This window comes from Stutzerimonas stutzeri, assembly GCF_024448895.1.
GTDB lineage: Bacteria > Pseudomonadota > Gammaproteobacteria > Pseudomonadales > Pseudomonadaceae > Stutzerimonas > Stutzerimonas stutzeri_Q.
This window is the reverse complement of the sequence record NZ_JAMOIC010000031.1, coordinates 14,986-32,389: the sequence shown is the minus strand read 5'-3', so window position 1 is coordinate 32,389 and position 17,404 is coordinate 14,986. Positions and strand designations below refer to the sequence as shown.

Below are 17,404 nucleotides of genomic sequence, written 5' to 3'. Positions count from 1 at the left end.
AAAAAGGCAACGCAGCGGTAGGGTTTGTGGCGCCCTGCCGCGCTCACCCACATAACCGTAGGAGCCAGCTTGCTGGCGATCAGAAGTAGCGGGATGCACCTAACCTCTGAGCGGGCCGAACCAGCCTGATCGCGAGCAAGCTCGCTCCTACAAAAGGCAACGCAGCGGTAGGGTTTGCGGTGCTCGGCCGCACTCACCCACGTAACTGTAGGAGCCAGCTTGCTGGCGATCAGAAGGACCGTAGGGTGGATCACGCCCCACCGATCCACCGGGCAGCGCTACGGTGGATGTAAAAAGCGACATCCACCCTACGGCTGGGTCAGCTGCTTGTATAACTGCGGCAGACGGAACGGCAGTTGGTGCGGCTCCTTGATCAGGGTGTAGCCGTTGGCGCCGAACATGTAGGGCAGGTAATCGCCCGCCTCCTGGTCGATGGTGATGCAGAACGGCAACAACCCCTGACGCCGTGCCTCCATGACCGCCTGGCGGGTGTCTTCGACGCCATAACGGCCTTCGTAGAGATCCAGGTCGTTGGGCTTGCCGTCGGTGACCAGCAACAACAGCTTGCGCCGTTGTTTGCACTTGCCCAGCAGTTCGGTCGCCTGGCGAATGGCCGCGCCCATGCGGGTGTAGTAGCCGGGCTTCAGCGCCTGGATGCGCCCGCGGGTATCGTCGCCGTAGCGCTGGCGGAAACTCTTGAGTTCCTGCATGCGAACCTGCTGCCGACGCAACGAGGAGAAGCCATAGAGCGCAAAATCATCGCCCACGGCCGACAGCGCTTCGCCGAATAACAGCAAGCTGTCGGTGATCACGTCGATCACCTTGTGCTCATCATCCAGGTGCGCGTCGGTGGACATGGACAGGTCAGCCAGCAACAGGCACGCCAGATCGCGGCGATTCCGCCGCTGTTCCATGAACAGCCCGCGCTCGGCGCACTGGCCGTGCTGACGCTCGACGTGAAAATCCAGCCAGGCCTGCATGTCCAGTTCCGAGCCCTGCGGTTGCCCACGCAGCCATTGGCGATCATTGCGCAAATGTTCGAACTGCCGACGCAGCTTGCGCGCCAGCGGGCTCAGCCGCAGCGGCAATCCCATGGGTTCAGAGCCGCGCGGCAGCATCATTTGCAGGCTGACGAAGTCCTGTTGCAGGCGCTGCTTGCGGTAGTCCCACTCCGGCAGTTTGATGCCTTCACCCAGCGGAATGTCATCCACATCCGCAGGGGGCAGATCAAGGTGCAGCTTGAGGCCGCCACCCTTGCGCATGCGTTGGCGCGACATGGCGATCTCATCGAGATCCTCGGCGACGCGTGAGGCGTCTTCGTTCTCGCTGTCGTCGCCCTGACGGTCCAGCTCGACATGCTCGGACCAGCTGAACAGGTTCTCCAGGCGGAAGAGCATGAGCCCGCCCTTGCCGGTGCTGTCCTCGACGCGCTTGGCACGCTTGCGCATGCCCTTCTGCTCGGTAGGCGGCGCTTGCAGATTGTTGTCCTGATCTTCCTCGGCGAGTTCGGTTGCCTGAGGCACACCGAGGTTTTCCGCCGGGTACAACCACATGGGCAGCGGCCAGGGCGCGACCTCGCTGCGGGGGAACTGCGCGACACTGCCCGGCTCACGCAATGCCTGGCAGATCGCCCGCTCCAGCGCGCCTTCAGCACGGGGCAGCGTGTCCGGGTCCGGACGCAGCTGCAGATGCGCTTCGACCAGCCGCTCGTAGCGCGGCCGCATGGCCGGGAACCGCTCGAGAATGGCTTGAGTCCAGCGCTGGTTATCACGCGCCCAATGGCGCATCTCGCCCGCCTGCGCTGCGAGCAGCGCCAGCCAGCGATAGAGATCCTGATTGAGTGAGACTTCCGGGTAAACCGCGAGGCTTAGTGGCAGGCGCAGGTTGTTTGCGTCGCACCAGGCAACCGGCAGTTGTTTGCAGGTCCCGGCGACCTGTTGCAGCAGGTTGCGGCGCAGCATCAGGTCGCGCGCACTGGCGGCCTCGACGCCAACGCCACTGGCGCCGCCCATGGCACGAAACAGCACCGAAAGCGGCCGATGCATGCTCTCCAGGGTAACGCTTGCTTCGGGAAAATCGGGGCTGGCGCGGCGGGTGATGAACCGGTGCCAGACACTGCCGACCCACTCTTCAACTTCGATGGTAAAGCCCATGGTCAATCACTCCGTAGCGCCATTTGAAACAAAAACGGCCCGCTGAGTCAGCCGGGCCGTTGCTCCAGTTGCTATCCGACTCAGGCCGCAGCGACAGCTGCAGGCACATCCGCGGTAACCCGGCCACGCTGCCGGAAGCTGTAGAGGTAGAACAGCAGCCCGATCAGGAAGAACACCCCTGCGACCAGCCGCAGCCAGAAGAACACACGCAGCTGGTCAGCGGTATTCATGAAGGACATGGCAGCCCCGTCGGCCGGAATCCGCTGCAACCAGACCTGAACCACGCCAGCTGCGGTGAGGAACAGAGTGATCGCCACCATCGACAGGGTCATCAGCCAGAAGCCCCAGATTTCGATGCGCTGAGCGCGGGCATCCGGTGCTTCACCCAGACCACGCAAGCGCGGCATGGCGTAGCTGATCATGGTCATCACAATCATCGCATAGGCACCGTAGAAGGCCAGGTGGCCGTGGGCGGCGGTCAGCTGCGAACCGTGGGTGTAGTAGTTCACCGGAGCCAAGGTATGAAGGAAGCCCCACACGCCAGCACCCAGAAACGCGGTCACGGTAGTGCCAATAGCCCATAGCGAAGCGGCCTTGTTCGGATGCTGGCGACGACGACGGTTCACCATGTTCAGCGAGAACAGCACCATGGCGAAGAAAGGCAGCGGTTCAAGGGCAGAGAAGATCGAGCCCAGCCACAACCAGACCTCAGGGGCACCAATCCAGAAGAAGTGGTGACCGGTACCGATGATGCCGGTGATCAGTGCCATGGCGATGATCACGTAGAGCCACTTCTCGATCACTTCACGGTCGACACCGGTGATCTTGATCAGGACGAAGGCCAGCATCGAACCCATGATCAGTTCCCACACGCCTTCCACCCACAGGTGCACCACGAACCACCAGTAGTACTTGTCGCGTGCCAGGTTTCCCGGGTTGTAGAAGGAGAACAGCCAGAACACCGCGAGACCGATCAGACCGGTCATCATGACCATGCTGATGGCGGTCTTGCGGCCCTTGAGCATCGTCATGCCGAGGTTGTAGAGAAAGCCCAGGACGACCACCGCGATGCCGATCTTGGTGATCGTGGGTTGCTCGAGGAACTCACGCCCCATGGTCGGCAGCAGCTCGTTGTGCGTCATTTCCGCCAGGCCGGCGTAAGGCACGAACAGGTAACCGAGAATAGTCAGCACACCGGCGGCGGCAAACACCCAGAACAGGATGATGGCCAGTTTTGGACTGTGCAGTTCTCGGTCCGCTTCCTCGGGGATGAGGTAGTAAGCCGCACCCATGAAGCCGAACAGCAGCCAGACGATCAGTAGATTAGTGTGAACCATCCGCGCCACGTTGAATGGCAGCAGCGGGAACAGGAAGTCACCGACGACGTATTGCAGCCCCATGATCAGACCGAACAGGATCTGACCAACGAACAGAATCAGGGCAAACACGAAGTAGGGTTTTGCAACGGCCTGCGATTGGAATTTGAGATGTGGATTCATAACGCTCATCTCTCAGCCCTCCTTGTTTGGCGGCCAGTTATTGGTATCGATCTTCGACGTCCACTTGAGGAACTCGGCCATATCGTCGACTTCCTGCTCGCTAAGATTGAACTGAGGCATCGCTCTGCGCCCGGGTACGCCTAGAGGCTGAGCTTTCATCCACGCCTGCAGGAAGGGCTTGAAGGCCGCATCCTCACCGCGACGAACGAAGACATTTCCCAGTTCCGGCGCGAAGTAGGCACCTTCACCAAGCAGGCTGTGGCAGCCGATGCAGTTGTTGTTTTCCCAAACCTCTTTGCCTCGTACCACCGCTTCGGTCAGTTCCGATTCGTTGGATCGTTCTGGAAAGGTCTGCTCTGTGTGATAGGTAAGGCCCAGAAACACCAGGAGGAAGAAAACGCTTCCCCCGAAGTAAATATTTCTGGCCATTCCCTTGGTAAAGGTCTCGGACATGGTCGCCTCCTCATGGCGTTGGCGTGGCCAGTTTAAGAAGCGAGCTAACGAAACCTGCTTGATAGCGATCAAGAAAAACCTGAACGCGGTGCTGGGTCTTTCGCAGCCCCCTGTTCCCTGACAAGGGCCAGGCGCTGAACCGCGATTTATGTGGGGTATAAATGCCTTGGCAACGGGGCCGGCGGCGGAACCCGAGCCAGATAGCGGTGCGGCACGATGAGCGACTGCGCGTGCCTGTGTTGGCGGGCTGAAGCGGAGCGCCGCTCGGCCCACCCTACTCTGCCGCGTCTTTCGATGATGGATAGGAAGCGGGGCCAGTTGAGACGCCTATGGCGCAGGCGCCAGGAAGCGCCCCGGGCGCGCGCGGGTCAGCTGCAGCCTGAAATGCAAAAGCGATCGCCAGCAAGCTGGCTGCTACGACGTGCGATACGGTGCGCGCGTCTGGTCGAGCGCGAACGGACGCCAAGGCGGTACCCTCGAATCCGCTGCGGGCCGAGTTGCAAAAGCGATCGCCGGCAAGCTGGCTCCTACAAGGAGCGGAGCAAGGCAGCGGGTGGAGCGCCCGCAGGTTTAGCCGCAAGGGCGTTTAAGCGAAGCCCGCCAGCCTGGCGACTGATTGTAGGAGCATCGATGTCCTATGTAGGAGCCAGCTTGCTGGCGATCGAGGCTGGTCACCTTCACGATCATCGCGAACAGTTTTGTAGGGTGGGCCGGACGGCGCTCCGCTTCAGCCCAACAGTCGTCGCGCGCGGGCAAGCGTTGGGCGCAGTTGCGCAGGTCGTAACCGATCGCCTGTGAAACCTTCAGAGGCTCATCGCCAATAGAATCCCGCCAGCCATCGCCAATGGCCAGCCGAACAACAACAGGCGCCACATGGCCGGCGCATGGCGCAGCTCCATGAAGCCCTCGGTGATCACCCAGGCCTTGACCAGCGCGATGGCAAGCACCGAGCCGGCGAGCAGCAGCGTCGAGCCGGCATTGCCCAGCAAGACGGTTGCAGTGGACAGGATGGCCAGCGCCAGCCAGCAACCGATCAGCACTTTTGAAGCGGACATCACGGCCTCCTCAGTTGATGACGTAGACCAGCGGGAAAAGCAGGACCCAGACCATGTCTACCATGTGCCAATAAAGCACCCCGGACTCGAGCCCGGCGCAGTCAGCGGGTGTGTACAGGCCGCGCTGACAACGCAAGGCCATCCAGCCGAGGATCACCATCCCCAGCAGCACGTGCAGGAAGTGAAATCCGGTAAGAATCCAGTACAGGGTAAAGAAGGTGTTGTGCTCCATCCCCAACCCCATCGAGGCCAGGTGACCGTATTCGTTGAGTTTGAGCACCACATAGACGCAGGACGACGCCAGCGCCGCGACCAGCAACAGCGCCCCTCGCCCTGGCCGCGCCGCACGCACCTGCTCCACCGCCAGGGCGGCAAACAGGCCGGAAGTCAGCAGGCTGAGCGTCAGCGCCAGGCCCATTGAGCTGTCCAGCGCCGCGCGGCTCTGGCTGAAAAGCTCAGGGTTGAGCACCTGCGTCACGGCAAAGGCCAGGATCAGGATGGCGAAGACCGTCAGTTCGGCGAGGATGAAAAACCACATCGCCAGATCACCCGGCAAGCGCCGGGAAAGGCTGGTGCGATCAACCGAAATGGACATCGACAACATCCATCAGGGCAGCGACGGTTTGCGGATCGTCCGACAGCGGCTCGGCCAGGCAGGCCATGCAGGCCTCGCGCGGGCTCATGCCGGAGCGGATCATCCGGGCGGTGAAAATCAGCAGGCGGGTCGAGGCGACTTCTTCGAGATCATGCTGTTCGAGCCGGCGCAGGGCCTGTCCAAGCTTGACCACCTGCGCGGCCAGCGCGGCATCCACCTGCGCCTCGTTGGCCACGATGCGCTGCTCTTCCGCCGCGGGCGGGTAGTCGAAACGCATGGCGACGAAGCGCTGGCGGGTGCTGGGCTTCATGCCTTTGAGCAGGTTCTGGTAGCCGGGGTTGTAACTGACCACCAGCATGAATCCAGGAGGTGCTTTCAAGGCTTCGCCGGTGCGCTCGATGAACAGCTCACGGCGATCATCGGCCAGCGGATGCAGCACCACGGCGGTGTCCTGTCGGGCTTCGACCACCTCATCCAGATAGCAGATGCCGCCCTCGCGCACCGCACGGGTCAGCGGGCCGTCCTGCCACCAGGTGCCTTGAGCGCCGATCAGATGGCGACCAACCAGATCGGCCGCACTGAGATCGTCGTGGCAGGCCACGGTGTACAGCGGAAGGTTCAGACGATGCGCCATGTACTGCACGAAGCGGGTCTTGCCACAACCAGTCGGGCCCTTGATCAACACCGGCATGCCGTGCTTCCAGGCCTGTTCGAAGAGCACCTCTTCATTGCCCAGCGACTGGTAGAACGGAGCACCACTGATGCGGGCAAGATGTTCGGGCGCGTTCATTGGCAATACCTCACTGCAGCGGTTGGATTTGACTAACGCCAAACTAATCGCCGCCCCGCCGCCCCTCAAGCCGTCCGCCAGCGAAGCTTGATTACGGTCAAGCCCGACTCGAAATCAGTCGATGCCTGCACGCGACAACCCCTTCTGGCGCGCATTTCTTCGCCGTTTCCCGCCTGATTCAACCGCCCCCGCGACAAGGCGTCACGCCTGGGGCATCACGGATCGACTCTTGATTGCCATCAAGCGCTTTCGCAAGAGCCCTCTCTAGGATGCAAGCCGCAGACAGCAAACCCGGGAACTGCCACATCGCCGTCATTAGCAGGAACCGCACCAAGCGGTCAGAGGAGAAAAGAGTATGAGCAAACCATTACTGGCGGGAATCATCGCCGGCTTTTCACTGCTTGGCCTGGCAGTCGCCCAGGCCGCAGTGAATCCGGAAAACGCAGACGCCGCCTACAAGGGCCAGGCCTCTGCAGTCGACCCGAGCAGCGCTCAGGTGGTCCATTCCCCAGGCGCACCAGATCTGAGTGCTGCGGAATTCGAACACGCCAAGGAAATCTACTTCCAACGTTGCGCGGGCTGCCACGGCGTACTGCGCAAAGGCGCCACCGGCAAGCCACTGACACCAGACATCACCCAGCAGCGCGGCCAGCAGTTTCTCGAAGCACTGATCACCTATGGATCACCCGCCGGCATGCCGAACTGGGGAACCTCCGGCGGCCTGACCGCTGACGAAATCACCCTGATGGCCAAGTACATCCAGCACACCCCACCGACCCCGCCCGAGTGGGGCATGGTTGAAATGAAGGATTCCTGGAAGGTGCTGGTCAAGCCCGAAGACCGGCCGAAGAAGCAGATGAACAAACTGGATCTGCCCAACCTGTTCTCCGTCACCCTGCGTGACGACGGCAAGATCGCGCTGATCGACGGCAAGAGCAAAGAGATCATCAAGACCATCGACACCGGTTACGCCGTGCACATCTCGCGTATGTCGGCTTCTGGTCGTTACCTGCTGGTGATCGGTCGCGACGCCAAGATCGACATGATCGACCTCTGGGGTAAGGAGCCGATCAAGGTTGCTGAGATCAAGGTCGGCATCGAGGCGCGCTCGGTTGAGACCTCCAAGTTCAAGGGCTACGAAGACAAGTACGTGATCGCCGGCGACTACTGGCCGCCGCAGTACACCATCATGGACGGTGAAACCCTGGAGCCGCTGCAGATCGTGTCCACCCGCGGCATGACGGTTGGCACTCAGGAATACCATCCCGAGCCTCGCGTGGCGGCGATCATCGCCTCTCACGAACATCCGGAGTTCATCGTCAACGTCAAGGAAACCGGCAAGGTTCTGCTGGTCAATTACGAAGACATCGACAACCTGACCACCACCATGATCGGCACCGCGCCGTTCCTGCATGACGGCGGCTGGGACGTCAGCCACCGCTACTTCATGACGGCAGCGAACAACTCCAACAAAGTCGCAGTGATCGACTCGAAAGAGCGCAAGATGGCTGCACTGGTCGATGTCGGCAAGATCCCGCACCCGGGCCGCGGCGCCAACTTCGTGCATCCCAAGTTCGGTCCGGTCTGGGCAACTAGCCACCTCGGCGACGAGACGATTTCGCTGATCGGCACTGATCCGGACAAGCATCCCGACCAGGCCTGGAAAGTGGTCGAAACACTCAAGGGCCAGGGCGGCGGTTCGCTGTTCATCAAGACCCACCCGAAATCCAACCACATCTACCTGGACACCACCTTCAACCCGGACGCCAAGATCAGCCAGTCGGCTGCGGTGTTCAAGATTGACGATCTGGGCGCTGGCTTCACCGTGCTGCCGATCGCCGAATGGGCCGGAGTGACGGACGGCGCCAAGCGGGTCGTTCAACCCGAGTACAACCAGGCAGGCGACGAAGTCTGGTTCTCGGTCTGGAGCGGCCAGGAGGAGCAATCAGCCATCGTTGTGGTCGATGACAAGACGCTAAAACTGAAAAAGGTGATCAAGGACAAAAGGTTGATCACCCCAACCGGTAAATTTAACGTCCATAACACTCAGCACGATGTGTACTGAGTAAAAACCGGGGGGACGCCAAGATCCCCCTTTTAGCCTTGAGGAAGTAACTCATGAAGAAAGTACTCATCCCACTGCTCGCCCTCGGCGGCGCACTGATTCTGCAGCCTGCAATGGCTCAGGACGGTGAAGCGCTGTTCAAGAGCAAGCCCTGTGCTGCCTGCCACAGCGTCGACGCCAAGCTGGTCGGCCCGGCACTGAAGGAAGTCGCTGCCAAGTACGCCGGTCAGGAAGGCGCCGCCGACCTGCTCGCCGGTCACATCAAGAACGGCGTACAGGGCATTTGGGGCCCCATCCCGATGCCGCCAAACCCGGTAACCGAAGAAGAAGCCAAGACCCTCGCCGAGTGGGTTCTTAGTCTCAAGTAATACCTGAGGAGGACACCATGATCCGGTCCCGACATGCAGTTTTAAGCTTGGGGCTCAGCCTGGTGTCCCTCCTTCCCCTTTCCGCTGCCCAGGCTCAGGCGCCCAGCGCCGAACGCCAGGCTCAGCTCGAACATCTGCTGGTTCAGGACTGCGGCTCCTGCCACGGCCTGCGCATGACCGGCGGCCTCGGCCCGGCACTTACGCTCGATGCCATCGCCGGCAAACCCCGTGACAGCCTGATCGCAACCGTGACCCACGGCCGACCCGGTACCGCCATGCCTGGCTGGAATGCCCTGCTCGATGAGCACGACATCGCCTGGCTGGTCGACCTACTCCTCGAAGGATATCCAAAGCCATGATTCGTCCTGTATTGCTGCTGGCCGCGGCCAGCTTGCTGGTTGGCTGCGCGCAACAGCCCTTGCGAGGCACCGGGGATCTTGGGGTCGTGGTGGAGCGCGCCACGGGTAGTGTGCAAATCGTCGAAACCAGCCACCAGACAAGATTGGCGCGGGTCGAAGGGCTGGGCGACCTGTCCCACGCGTCCGTGGTCTTTTCCCGCGATCAGCGTTACGCCTATGTGTTCGGCCGCGATGGCGGGCTGACCAAGGTCGATCTGCTCGAGCAACGTATCGATAAACGGGTGATTCAGGGCGGCAACAGCATCGGCGGCGCGATCAGCCAGGACGGCACCCTGATTGCCGTCGGCAACTACGAGCCCGGCGGCGTCAAGGTGTTCGATTCGCAGACGCTCGAGCTGGTTGCCGATATCCCCGCCACACCCCTGGCCGACGGCAGCCGCAATTCACGGGTAGTCGGCGTCATCGATGCGCCGGGGCGTCGTTTCATCTATAGCCTGTTCGACACGGACGAGACCTGGCTGTTGGACTTCAGCCAGGGCAATACGCCGAAGATCACCCGCTTCGAGAATGTCGGCAAACAACCCTACGACGCGCTGCTGACGCCCGACGGCCGTTACTACGTGGCCGGCCTGTTCGGTGAAGACGGCATGGCCAAGATCGACCTCTGGCATACCCGCCGCGGTGTCGAGCGCATCCTCGACGGTTACGGCCGCGGCGAGCAGAAGCTGCCGGTGTACAAGATGCCTCATCTCGAAGGCTGGACCGTTGCCGGCAATCAGACCTTTGTTCCGGCAGTCGGCCAGCACCGCGTGCTGGTGATGGATTCGCATAGCTGGAAACAGACCGATGCCATCGACGTCGCCGGTCAGCCGATCTTCGTCATGGCGCGCCCGGATGCGCGGCAGATCTGGGTCAACTTCGCTCACCCGGACAATCATCAGGTGCAGGTGATCGACACCGAAACCCACGAAATCATCGCCACCCTCGAACCCGGCCCGGCCGTGCTGCATATGGAATTCACCGCGCGCGGGGACCAACTCTGGCTGTCGGTGCGTGACGGCAACGAAATCCAGGTCTGGGATCCGTACCAGCTGAAGTTGCTCAAGCGCCTGCCGGCCGATAGCCCGAGCGGCATCTTCTTCAGCAGCCGCGCACATGAGACGGGGTTGTGACATGCAAATCGACACCCTTAGCCGTCGCCTGATCGATCGTTTTCAGCACGGCATGCCGCTTTGCGCTGAGCCCTACCGGGCGATGGCCGAGGCACTGGATTGCAGTGAAACCGATGTACTTGCCTGTCTCGAACGCCTGGAGCACGGCGGCGGCCTGTCGCGCATCGGCCCGGTCTTCGAGCACAGCCGCGCCGGCGCCAGCACCCTGGTCGCCCTCGCGGTGCCCGAAGCGCGACTGGAACAGGTGGCTGCGCACATCAACAGTTACCCCGAGGTCAACCACAACTACCTGCGCGAGCATCGCTACAACCTGTGGTTCGTGGTCACCGGCCCGTCGCGCGCCCACATTGACGCCATCCTCGCGCAGATCAGCGCCGAAACCGGACTGGAACCGCTCGACCTGCCGATGCAGGCCGCCTACCGCATCGACCTCGGCTTTCCCATTGGAGAGGCCCCATGAACAGCGTGCTCGACGATCTGCAAGCCATGCAGCTACGGCGCTTGCTCGAAGCAGGTTTGCCGCTTGCCGCACGCCCCTATCAGGTATTGGCTGAACGGCTCGGTGCCAGCGAGACGGCCGTGCTGGAGCAGGTTCGCCTGTGGAGCGAAAGTGGGCTTTTCCGACGCGTCGGCCTGGTGATCAAACACCGCGCCATGGGCTTTCGCGCCAACGCCATGCTGGTCATGGATATCCCCGACGAGCAGGTCGACGAGGTGGGTCGCAAGCTCGGCGAGGCCACTGGCGTCAACCTCTGCTACCAGCGTCCGCGCCGGCTGCCAGACTGGCCCTACAACCTGTTCTGCATGGTTCACGGCCGCGAACGGCAGCAGGTCTGCGAGCTGATCGACGCGTTACTGGCCGCACACGGCCTGAGTGACGTGCCGCACCAGCTGCTGTTCAGTACCCGCGCCTTCAAACAGTGTGGTGGTCGTTTCGCACCTCCCGCTACTCTGGAGCGTGGCCATGGATGACTTCGACCGTAAGCTGATCAACCGCCTGCAGCACGGATTGCCGCTGGTTCGGCATCCGTGGCGCGCACTGGCCGACGAGCTGGGCGCCGATCCCGAGCGGTTGCGAACGCGCGTCCAGGCGCTGCTGGACGACGGCACGCTGACCCGCTTCGGCCCGATGTTCGACATCGAGCGCCTCGGCGGCGCCTTTACCCTGGCGGCTTTATCGGTACCTGAAGAACGCTTCGATGCGGTCGCTGCCCAGTTGGACGTGATGCCCGAGGTGGCTCACAACTACCGCCGCGAGCACGCCTGGAACATGTGGTTCGTTCTTGGCTGCGCGACACCACAGGGCATCGCCGACACCATCGCCCAGATCGAAACACAAACCGGCCTGCCGGTGCTCAACCTGCCCAAGGAGGAGACCTACCATGTCGGGCTGCACTTCCCTGTCTGAACCCGTTGTATCCCCTGATCCTTCTGGCCAATCAACCTCAGCAGAGCTGACGCGCCGCCTGGTCGCGCTCACCGAGGCGGGCTTGCCGCTGGTGGACGATCCCTGGGCCTGGCTGGCCGAACGGCTGGACATCAGCGTCGATGCCACGCTCGAACTGCTGCAGGAATTGCAGGCCGAAGGAGCGATCCGGCGCATCGCAGCGGTCCCCAATCACTATCGCCTGGGTTACCGCCACAACGGCATGACAGTCTGGGATGTTGATGACGCGGAAATTGCCCGGCTCGGCCCGCTGATCGGCTCGCAACCTTTCGTCAGCCATTGCTATCGGCGGCCACGCCGCGAAGGCTGGTACTACAACCTGTTCGCCATGGTGCATGGTCGCAGCGCCGAGGAAATCGAGGCTTATCGTGCGCAGATCCGCCGATTACTCGGCAGCGCCTGCCGAGCCGAAGAAATGCTGGTCAGCAGCCGAATCCTGAAAAAGACCGGCCTGCGTGTGGGGCGGCGGGGTTAGAGGTGTTGCTCAAAACCGCCACTCGGGCTTGAACAGGCCCAACAGGAAGAAGATCGTCGTGAAGACCCATATCACCACGGCGTAGAGCCGTATCTGTTCGGCGTTCCAGGGCCAGGCGAACCAGTCGAGAAACAGCATACTTTTCCAGCCTTCGAGCCACTGGGCGCCACCCCAGCTAATGATCCATTTCCAGAACAGGCTGTTCAGCAAGTAGATACCTGCGAACTCTCCGATGCTCATCGGTCAGTCGGAGCGGTTGCCGGTACGCACGACCAGCGTGCCAGCCAGCTTGTCGTGCCAGCCCTGCTTGCGTTTGTCGAAGGCGATCCAGATGAAGCCGAGGCCCAGCGGCAGGCCGGCGATCAGGTAAGCGAAATACCGCCCGATGAGCTGAGCATTGGAGGCGACACCGCCCGTTTGCGCATCGACGATCTTGGCGGCAATCACCATCTTGCCCGGTGTCGCCTGTTTGTAGATCCAGAATGCGACCACCACCACGACCGGGAATATCCAGGAAATCAGCAGATCGACCGGCCCGGCGATGAGGCTGGCGTTGTCCCCGTCGAAATAACCCCAGCCGTAGACGGCTACCAATGCGGGATAAGTGACCAGAGCGGTCAACAGCGTATCGATGATGGCTGCACCGAAGCGCGCCCAGAAGCCAACGTAAGCAGTGCCGAGTTCATTCATAACCGTTTCATCCTTGAGATTCGGTGGAAAAGCAGCTGGCGGGCTGGACGCCTCAGACATTCGCCGCCCGCACCATACCGATCACGATCAGCACGCAGACGAACAGAAGCAGATGGTTGAAGCGCGAGTTAGGCAGCCGGTAGACCCGACCTCGGCTCTTCAGATACACATCGCCGGTCAGGGCGATGATCAGGGCCGCCGGCATGAAGCACAGCAGCGAAACGAAGATGAACCAGCGACGCCGGTAAAAGGGTATCTGCGAATAATCGATATCCACTTTTACCGCTTCGGAACCTTCCATGCTCAAGTCCTTTTGAACGTACGGGGCATTTGTGAGCGCGGACCTTTCGCCCGCCAGGCCGCCTTTATACAGGCTGTTCGCGACACTATCGAGACAGATAGCCTTCCGTCCATCATCAGACCCTCTCAGCCCCTTCATTTGTGACAAATGTCAGGTGCGATATGCGGCCTGCGCCCCACCCTGGCTGCCGCGCGTCGGAGACGGCTGCAGAGGCAGGATGCCCCTATCCGTAACACGGTTTTTATTGTTTCCAATCAAGGATCGACCTGGGCTGCTCGGAGATGCTGCGCTCAACGAATCACGCTACCCAGCGTAAGAAGAGCTAGCTCCCGAGGAGACACGCTCATGTTGAGAATCAGCCATTACCTGCGCGCCCTCGCCCGACCAGCCATGCCGGTGCTGGGTGCGCGCAGCACCGGTGCCAGCCGGCCTCCGGTAGTGATCTGGAACCTGCTGCGCCGCTGCAACCTGACCTGCAAGCACTGCTACGCGACTTCTGCCGACAGCGTTTTTCGCGACGAACTGGACACTGGCGAAGCGCTCAAGGTCATCGATGATCTGCACGCCGCCGGTGTGCGCGTCCTGATCCTGTCGGGCGGCGAGCCGCTGTTGCGCGATGACATCTTCCTGCTCTCCGAGTACGCGCGGGAAAAAGGCTTCTTCGTCGCACTCTCGACCAACGGGACCCTGATCAATGACGGCAATATCGAGCAGATCGCTGCGGCCAGATACGACTACGTAGGCATCAGCATCGACGGCCTGGAAGCCGTTCACGATGACTGGCGCCAGCTCAAGGGCAGCTTCGCCGCTTCGATGCACGCGATCGACCTGTGCCGCCAACATGGCATCCGTGTTGGCCTGCGCACCACCCTGACCCAGAACAACTACCCCCAACTCCCCGCGCTACTGGCGCTGATGCGCGAGCACGACGTACAGAAGTTCTACCTCTCGCACCTCAATTACAGCGGGCGCGGCAAGCGCAGCCGCAAGGCCGACGCTCATCACCAGATGACGCGTGACGCCATGCACCAGCTGTTCGATCAGGCCTGGGATGACGTACAGACCGGACGCGAAACCGATTTCGTTAGCGGTAACAACGATGCCGACGCGGTCCTGCTGCTGCAGTGGGTCGAGAACAGGATGCCCGAGCACCGTGATCGCCTGGAGCGGATGCTGCGCGCCTGGGGCGGCAATGCGTCCGGCGGCGGTATCGCCAATATCGACAACATCGGCGACGTGCACCCGGACACCTACTGGTGGCAGCACACCGTCGGCAACGTTCGCCGACAGTCGTTCCGCGAGCTCTGGCTGGACAAGCCCGAGCCGTTGCTAACCGAGTTGCGCCAGCACCCGCGGGCAGTGACCGGACGCTGTGCCGAATGCCGCTGGCTGTCGATCTGCAACGGCAACACCCGCACCCGCGCCTGGGCCGAGGGCAACCTCTGGGGAGAAGACCCCGGTTGTTACCTCAGCGATCAGGAGATCGGCCTGCCCCAACCGCAGTGCATCCCCAGCGTCGCCATTTGACATCGAGAGCGGCCCAGAGGCCGTCACGACATACCGCAGCACGATGAGAGTTCAGGAGTTCGCATGGATCAGCCACATACCCTTCCCGCTTCGCTCGGCGCGACACTGGCCGCTGGCGAGGTTGCCCTGGTCGGCGCCGGGCCCGGCGACCCCGGACTGCTCACCCTCCGTGCCTGGAGCCTGCTACAACAAGCGGACGCTGTGGTGTACGACCGCCTTGTCAGTGACAGCCTGATGGAACTGGTGCCGGCCAGCTGTGCTCGCCACTACGTCGGCAAGACCAGTGGCTACCACAGCCTGCCGCAACCGCAGATCAACCAGCTGCTTGCCGATCTGGCGCTGCAGAACCTGCGAGTGGTGCGCCTCAAAGGTGGCGATCCGTTCATCTTCGGCCGTGGTGCGGAAGAACTGGAGTTCCTGTTGCAGCGGGGCATCGACTGTCAGGTCGTTCCGGGCATCACCGCCGCGGCTGGCTGCAGCGCCTACGCCGGCATTCCGCTGACTCACCGTGACCTGGCCCATTCGTGCCAGTTCATCACCGGCCATCTGCAAGCTGATGGCGACCTGCATCTGCCCTGGGATGCCCTCGCCAAGGGCGGCCAGACGCTGGTGTTCTACATGGGCCTGGCCAGCCTCGGCGAGATCTCCCGCAACCTGATCGCCGCCGGCCTGCCCGTGGACACGCCGGCCGCTCTGATCGGCAACGGCACCCGGCCAAATCAGCAGGTGGTGCGCTGCACGCTGCGGCAACTGCCGAGCATGGCCGATGAGCAGAACCTCACCCCACCCACCCTGACCGTCATCGGCAAGGTGGTCGGCCTCTTCGCGGACCGCCAGGTAGAACACCCGGCGCGCCTGCATGGCGACCCGCTCCCTGCCACGGAGGCCCTATGCAACTGATGCCCGCCCTGCTGCTGGCCGCTGCGCTGCCAGCCGCCACCTTCGTTGCCCTCGACCTGGCCATTCCTAAAGCGGCCGCAGCCACCTCGCCTGCAAACAGCCAGGCGCTGTATGAACAGCATTGCCAGTCTTGCCACGGCGTCAATCGCCTTGGCGGCGCCGGCCCCGCGCTGCTACCCGAAAGCCTCAGCCGCATCAAGCCGGCCGAAGCTCACGCAGTCATCCGCGACGGCCGCCCGGCCAGCCAGATGGCCGCGTACTCCAGCGTGCTGGACGAATCGCAGATCTCCGCGCTGGTCGATTATCTGTATCAGCCCTCGGCCGTGCCACCGACCTGGACCGACGCCGACATTCGCGCCAGCCACCGCATCATCGAAGACGTGAGCACGCTACCAGACACGCCGCAACACGGGGCCGATCCGCTCAATCTGTTCGTCGTGGTCGAAGCCGGCAATCATCATGTGCGCATCCTCGACGGCGATCGCTTCGAGGAGCTGGCCAACTTCCAATCACACTTCGCCTTGCACGGTGGGCCGAAGTTTTCGCCCGACGGCCGCTTCGTCTACTTCGCCTCGCGTGACGGCTGGATCAGCGTCTACGACCTGCACAACCTGCGCATGATTGCCGAGGTCCGAGCCGGGATTAACACCCGCAATCTGGCCGTCAGCAACGATGGTCGCTGGGTGCTGGTGGGCAATTACCTGCCGGGCAATCTGGTCCTGCTGGACGCAAGAGATTTGTCCCTGATCAAGCACATCCCGGCGGTTGGCGCGGATGGCACGCCATCACGGGTCAGCGCTGTCTACACCGCGCCGCCTCGTGACAGCTTCGTGGTGGCGCTCAAGGACGTGAAGGAAGCCTGGGAGCTGTCCTACGCGGGCGAGCCGGACTTCGAGCCACGGCGCATCGAAGCGGCAGACTTCCTCGACGACTTCTCCTTCACCCCGGACTACCGCCACCTGCTGGCCACATCGCGCAAGGCCCATGGCGGCCAGGTGATCGACCTGGACACCGGCAAGGCGGTCACCGACATTCCGCTACCCGGCATGCCGCATCTGGGCTCCGGCATCTACTGGAAACGCGACGGGAAATGGGTCTTCGCCACACCGAACGTGAGCAAGGGCCTGATCTCAGTGCTGGACCTGCAGAGCTGGAAGCTGATCAAGGAGATCCCTACCGAAGGGCCCGGCTTCTTCATGCGCAGCCAGCAGAATTCGCCTTATGCCTGGACGGACGTGTTCTTCGGGCCGAACAACGACGCCGTGCACCTGATCGACAAGCAGACCTTGGAAGTCGCCCATACCCTGCGACCGATGCCGGGCAAGAACGCCGCCCACGTGGAGTTCACCAATGATGGTCGCTATGCCCTGCTGAGCGTCTGGGATAACGACGGTGCCTTGATCATCTACGACGCCAACACCCTGGAAGAGGTTAAGCGCATCCCGATGAACAAGCCGTCCGGCAAGTACAACGTCGGCAACAAGATCGAATTTGCCGAGGGCACCTCGCACTGAGCGGGCGACCACGCCAGGGTCCAAGCGCCCTGGCGTAAGTG

General features: G+C 62.3%; 20 protein-coding genes. 11 read left to right on the top strand and 9 right to left on the bottom strand.

What is annotated here, in order from left to right; all coding sequences use genetic code 11:
* Positions 1-308 precede the first annotated feature (308 nt).
* From NA619_RS22900 to NA619_RS22875, 6 genes are all read right to left on the bottom strand, one after another.
* The gene (locus tag NA619_RS22900) at positions 309-2,153 is read right to left on the bottom strand and encodes a nitric oxide reductase activation protein NorD (protein ID WP_255964089.1); all 1,845 of its coding nucleotides are present in this window, start codon (positions 2,151-2,153) and stop codon (positions 309-311) included.
* An 80-nt stretch (positions 2,154-2,233) separates the two neighbouring features.
* Complete coding sequence (locus NA619_RS22895) at positions 2,234-3,661, bottom strand: cbb3-type cytochrome c oxidase subunit I (protein WP_255964088.1); 1,428 nt, start codon at positions 3,659-3,661, stop codon at positions 2,234-2,236.
* 3 nt (positions 3,662-3,664) lie between these two features.
* Positions 3,665-4,105 carry a c-type cytochrome gene (locus NA619_RS22890; protein WP_255964087.1) on the bottom strand — a complete coding sequence of 147 codons (441 nt, stop codon included), beginning with the start codon at positions 4,103-4,105 and terminating at the stop codon, positions 3,665-3,667.
* An 803-nt stretch (positions 4,106-4,908) separates the two neighbouring features.
* On the bottom strand, positions 4,909-5,160 hold the full coding sequence (locus tag NA619_RS22885) for a cytochrome C oxidase subunit IV family protein (RefSeq protein ID WP_255964086.1): 252 nt from the start codon (positions 5,158-5,160) through the stop codon (positions 4,909-4,911).
* A gap of 10 nt (positions 5,161-5,170) precedes the next feature.
* Complete coding sequence (locus tag NA619_RS22880; protein WP_255964085.1) at positions 5,171-5,755, bottom strand: cytochrome c oxidase subunit 3; 585 nt, start codon at positions 5,753-5,755, stop codon at positions 5,171-5,173.
* Complete coding sequence (locus tag NA619_RS22875; protein WP_255964084.1) at positions 5,739-6,545, bottom strand: CbbQ/NirQ/NorQ/GpvN family protein; 807 nt, start codon at positions 6,543-6,545, stop codon at positions 5,739-5,741. Before NA619_RS22875 ends, NA619_RS22880 begins: the two co-directional genes overlap by 17 nt.
* A gap of 355 nt (positions 6,546-6,900) precedes the next feature.
* Between NA619_RS22875 and NA619_RS22870 the strand changes: the two genes are divergently transcribed.
* Genes NA619_RS22870 through NA619_RS22835 form a run of 8 tightly spaced genes read left to right on the top strand, consistent with a single transcriptional unit; the run spans position 6,901 to position 12,431 of the window.
* Entirely contained in the window at positions 6,901-8,610 is a 1,710-nt protein-coding gene (locus tag NA619_RS22870) for a nitrite reductase (RefSeq protein WP_255964083.1), read from the top strand.
* Between the two features lie 53 nt (positions 8,611-8,663).
* Entirely contained in the window at positions 8,664-8,978 is a 315-nt protein-coding gene (locus tag NA619_RS22865) for a c-type cytochrome (protein ID WP_122165830.1), read from the top strand.
* Between the two features lie 17 nt (positions 8,979-8,995).
* Positions 8,996-9,337: a c-type cytochrome gene (locus tag NA619_RS22860; protein ID WP_255964082.1), complete on the top strand. Its 342-nt coding sequence runs from the start codon at positions 8,996-8,998 to the stop codon at positions 9,335-9,337.
* Complete coding sequence (locus tag NA619_RS22855) at positions 9,334-10,509, top strand: cytochrome D1 domain-containing protein (RefSeq protein ID WP_255964081.1); 1,176 nt, start codon at positions 9,334-9,336, stop codon at positions 10,507-10,509. Before NA619_RS22860 ends, NA619_RS22855 begins: the two co-directional genes overlap by 4 nt.
* 1 nt (position 10,510) lies before the next feature.
* Positions 10,511-10,969 carry an Lrp/AsnC family transcriptional regulator gene (locus NA619_RS22850; RefSeq protein ID WP_255964080.1) on the top strand — a complete coding sequence of 153 codons (459 nt, stop codon included), beginning with the start codon at positions 10,511-10,513 and terminating at the stop codon, positions 10,967-10,969.
* Positions 10,966-11,481, top strand: coding sequence for an AsnC family protein (locus NA619_RS22845; protein ID WP_255964079.1), 516 nt, complete (start codon positions 10,966-10,968; stop codon positions 11,479-11,481). The genes NA619_RS22850 and NA619_RS22845 overlap by 4 nt, the downstream gene beginning before the upstream one ends.
* Complete coding sequence (locus NA619_RS22840; protein ID WP_255964078.1) at positions 11,474-11,917, top strand: Lrp/AsnC family transcriptional regulator; 444 nt, start codon at positions 11,474-11,476, stop codon at positions 11,915-11,917. Before NA619_RS22845 ends, NA619_RS22840 begins: the two co-directional genes overlap by 8 nt.
* On the top strand, positions 11,892-12,431 hold the full coding sequence (locus NA619_RS22835; RefSeq protein ID WP_255964077.1) for a nitrite reductase: 540 nt from the start codon (positions 11,892-11,894) through the stop codon (positions 12,429-12,431). Before NA619_RS22840 ends, NA619_RS22835 begins: the two co-directional genes overlap by 26 nt.
* A 9-nt stretch (positions 12,432-12,440) precedes the next feature.
* Here the strand turns inward: NA619_RS22835 and NA619_RS22830 are convergent, their stop codons facing one another.
* Genes NA619_RS22830 through NA619_RS22820 form a run of 3 tightly spaced genes read right to left on the bottom strand, consistent with a single transcriptional unit; the run spans position 12,441 to position 13,422 of the window.
* The gene (locus NA619_RS22830; RefSeq protein ID WP_255964076.1) at positions 12,441-12,671 is read right to left on the bottom strand and encodes a hypothetical protein; all 231 of its coding nucleotides are present in this window, start codon (positions 12,669-12,671) and stop codon (positions 12,441-12,443) included.
* A gap of 3 nt (positions 12,672-12,674) precedes the next feature.
* Positions 12,675-13,121 (bottom strand): RDD family protein, encoded by a 447-nt coding sequence (locus tag NA619_RS22825; RefSeq protein WP_255964075.1) that lies wholly within the window; start codon positions 13,119-13,121, stop codon positions 12,675-12,677.
* A 52-nt stretch (positions 13,122-13,173) separates the two neighbouring features.
* The gene (locus NA619_RS22820; RefSeq protein WP_255964074.1) at positions 13,174-13,422 is read right to left on the bottom strand and encodes a hypothetical protein; all 249 of its coding nucleotides are present in this window, start codon (positions 13,420-13,422) and stop codon (positions 13,174-13,176) included.
* Between the two features lie 345 nt (positions 13,423-13,767).
* Between NA619_RS22820 and nirJ the strand changes: the two genes are divergently transcribed.
* The 3 genes from nirJ to NA619_RS22805 all read left to right on the top strand — a co-directional run bounded on the left by nirJ (position 13,768) and on the right by NA619_RS22805 (position 17,363).
* Positions 13,768-14,949, top strand: a complete 1,182-nt coding sequence (nirJ, locus tag NA619_RS22815) for a heme d1 biosynthesis radical SAM protein NirJ (protein WP_255964073.1) — start codon at positions 13,768-13,770, stop codon at positions 14,947-14,949.
* 63 nt (positions 14,950-15,012) lie between these two features.
* Positions 15,013-15,849, top strand: a complete 837-nt coding sequence (gene cobA, locus NA619_RS22810; RefSeq protein WP_255964072.1) for a uroporphyrinogen-III C-methyltransferase — start codon at positions 15,013-15,015, stop codon at positions 15,847-15,849.
* Positions 15,840-17,363: a nitrite reductase gene (locus NA619_RS22805; RefSeq protein ID WP_255964071.1), complete on the top strand. Its 1,524-nt coding sequence runs from the start codon at positions 15,840-15,842 to the stop codon at positions 17,361-17,363. The genes cobA and NA619_RS22805 overlap by 10 nt, the downstream gene beginning before the upstream one ends.
* Positions 17,364-17,404 lie beyond the last annotated feature (41 nt).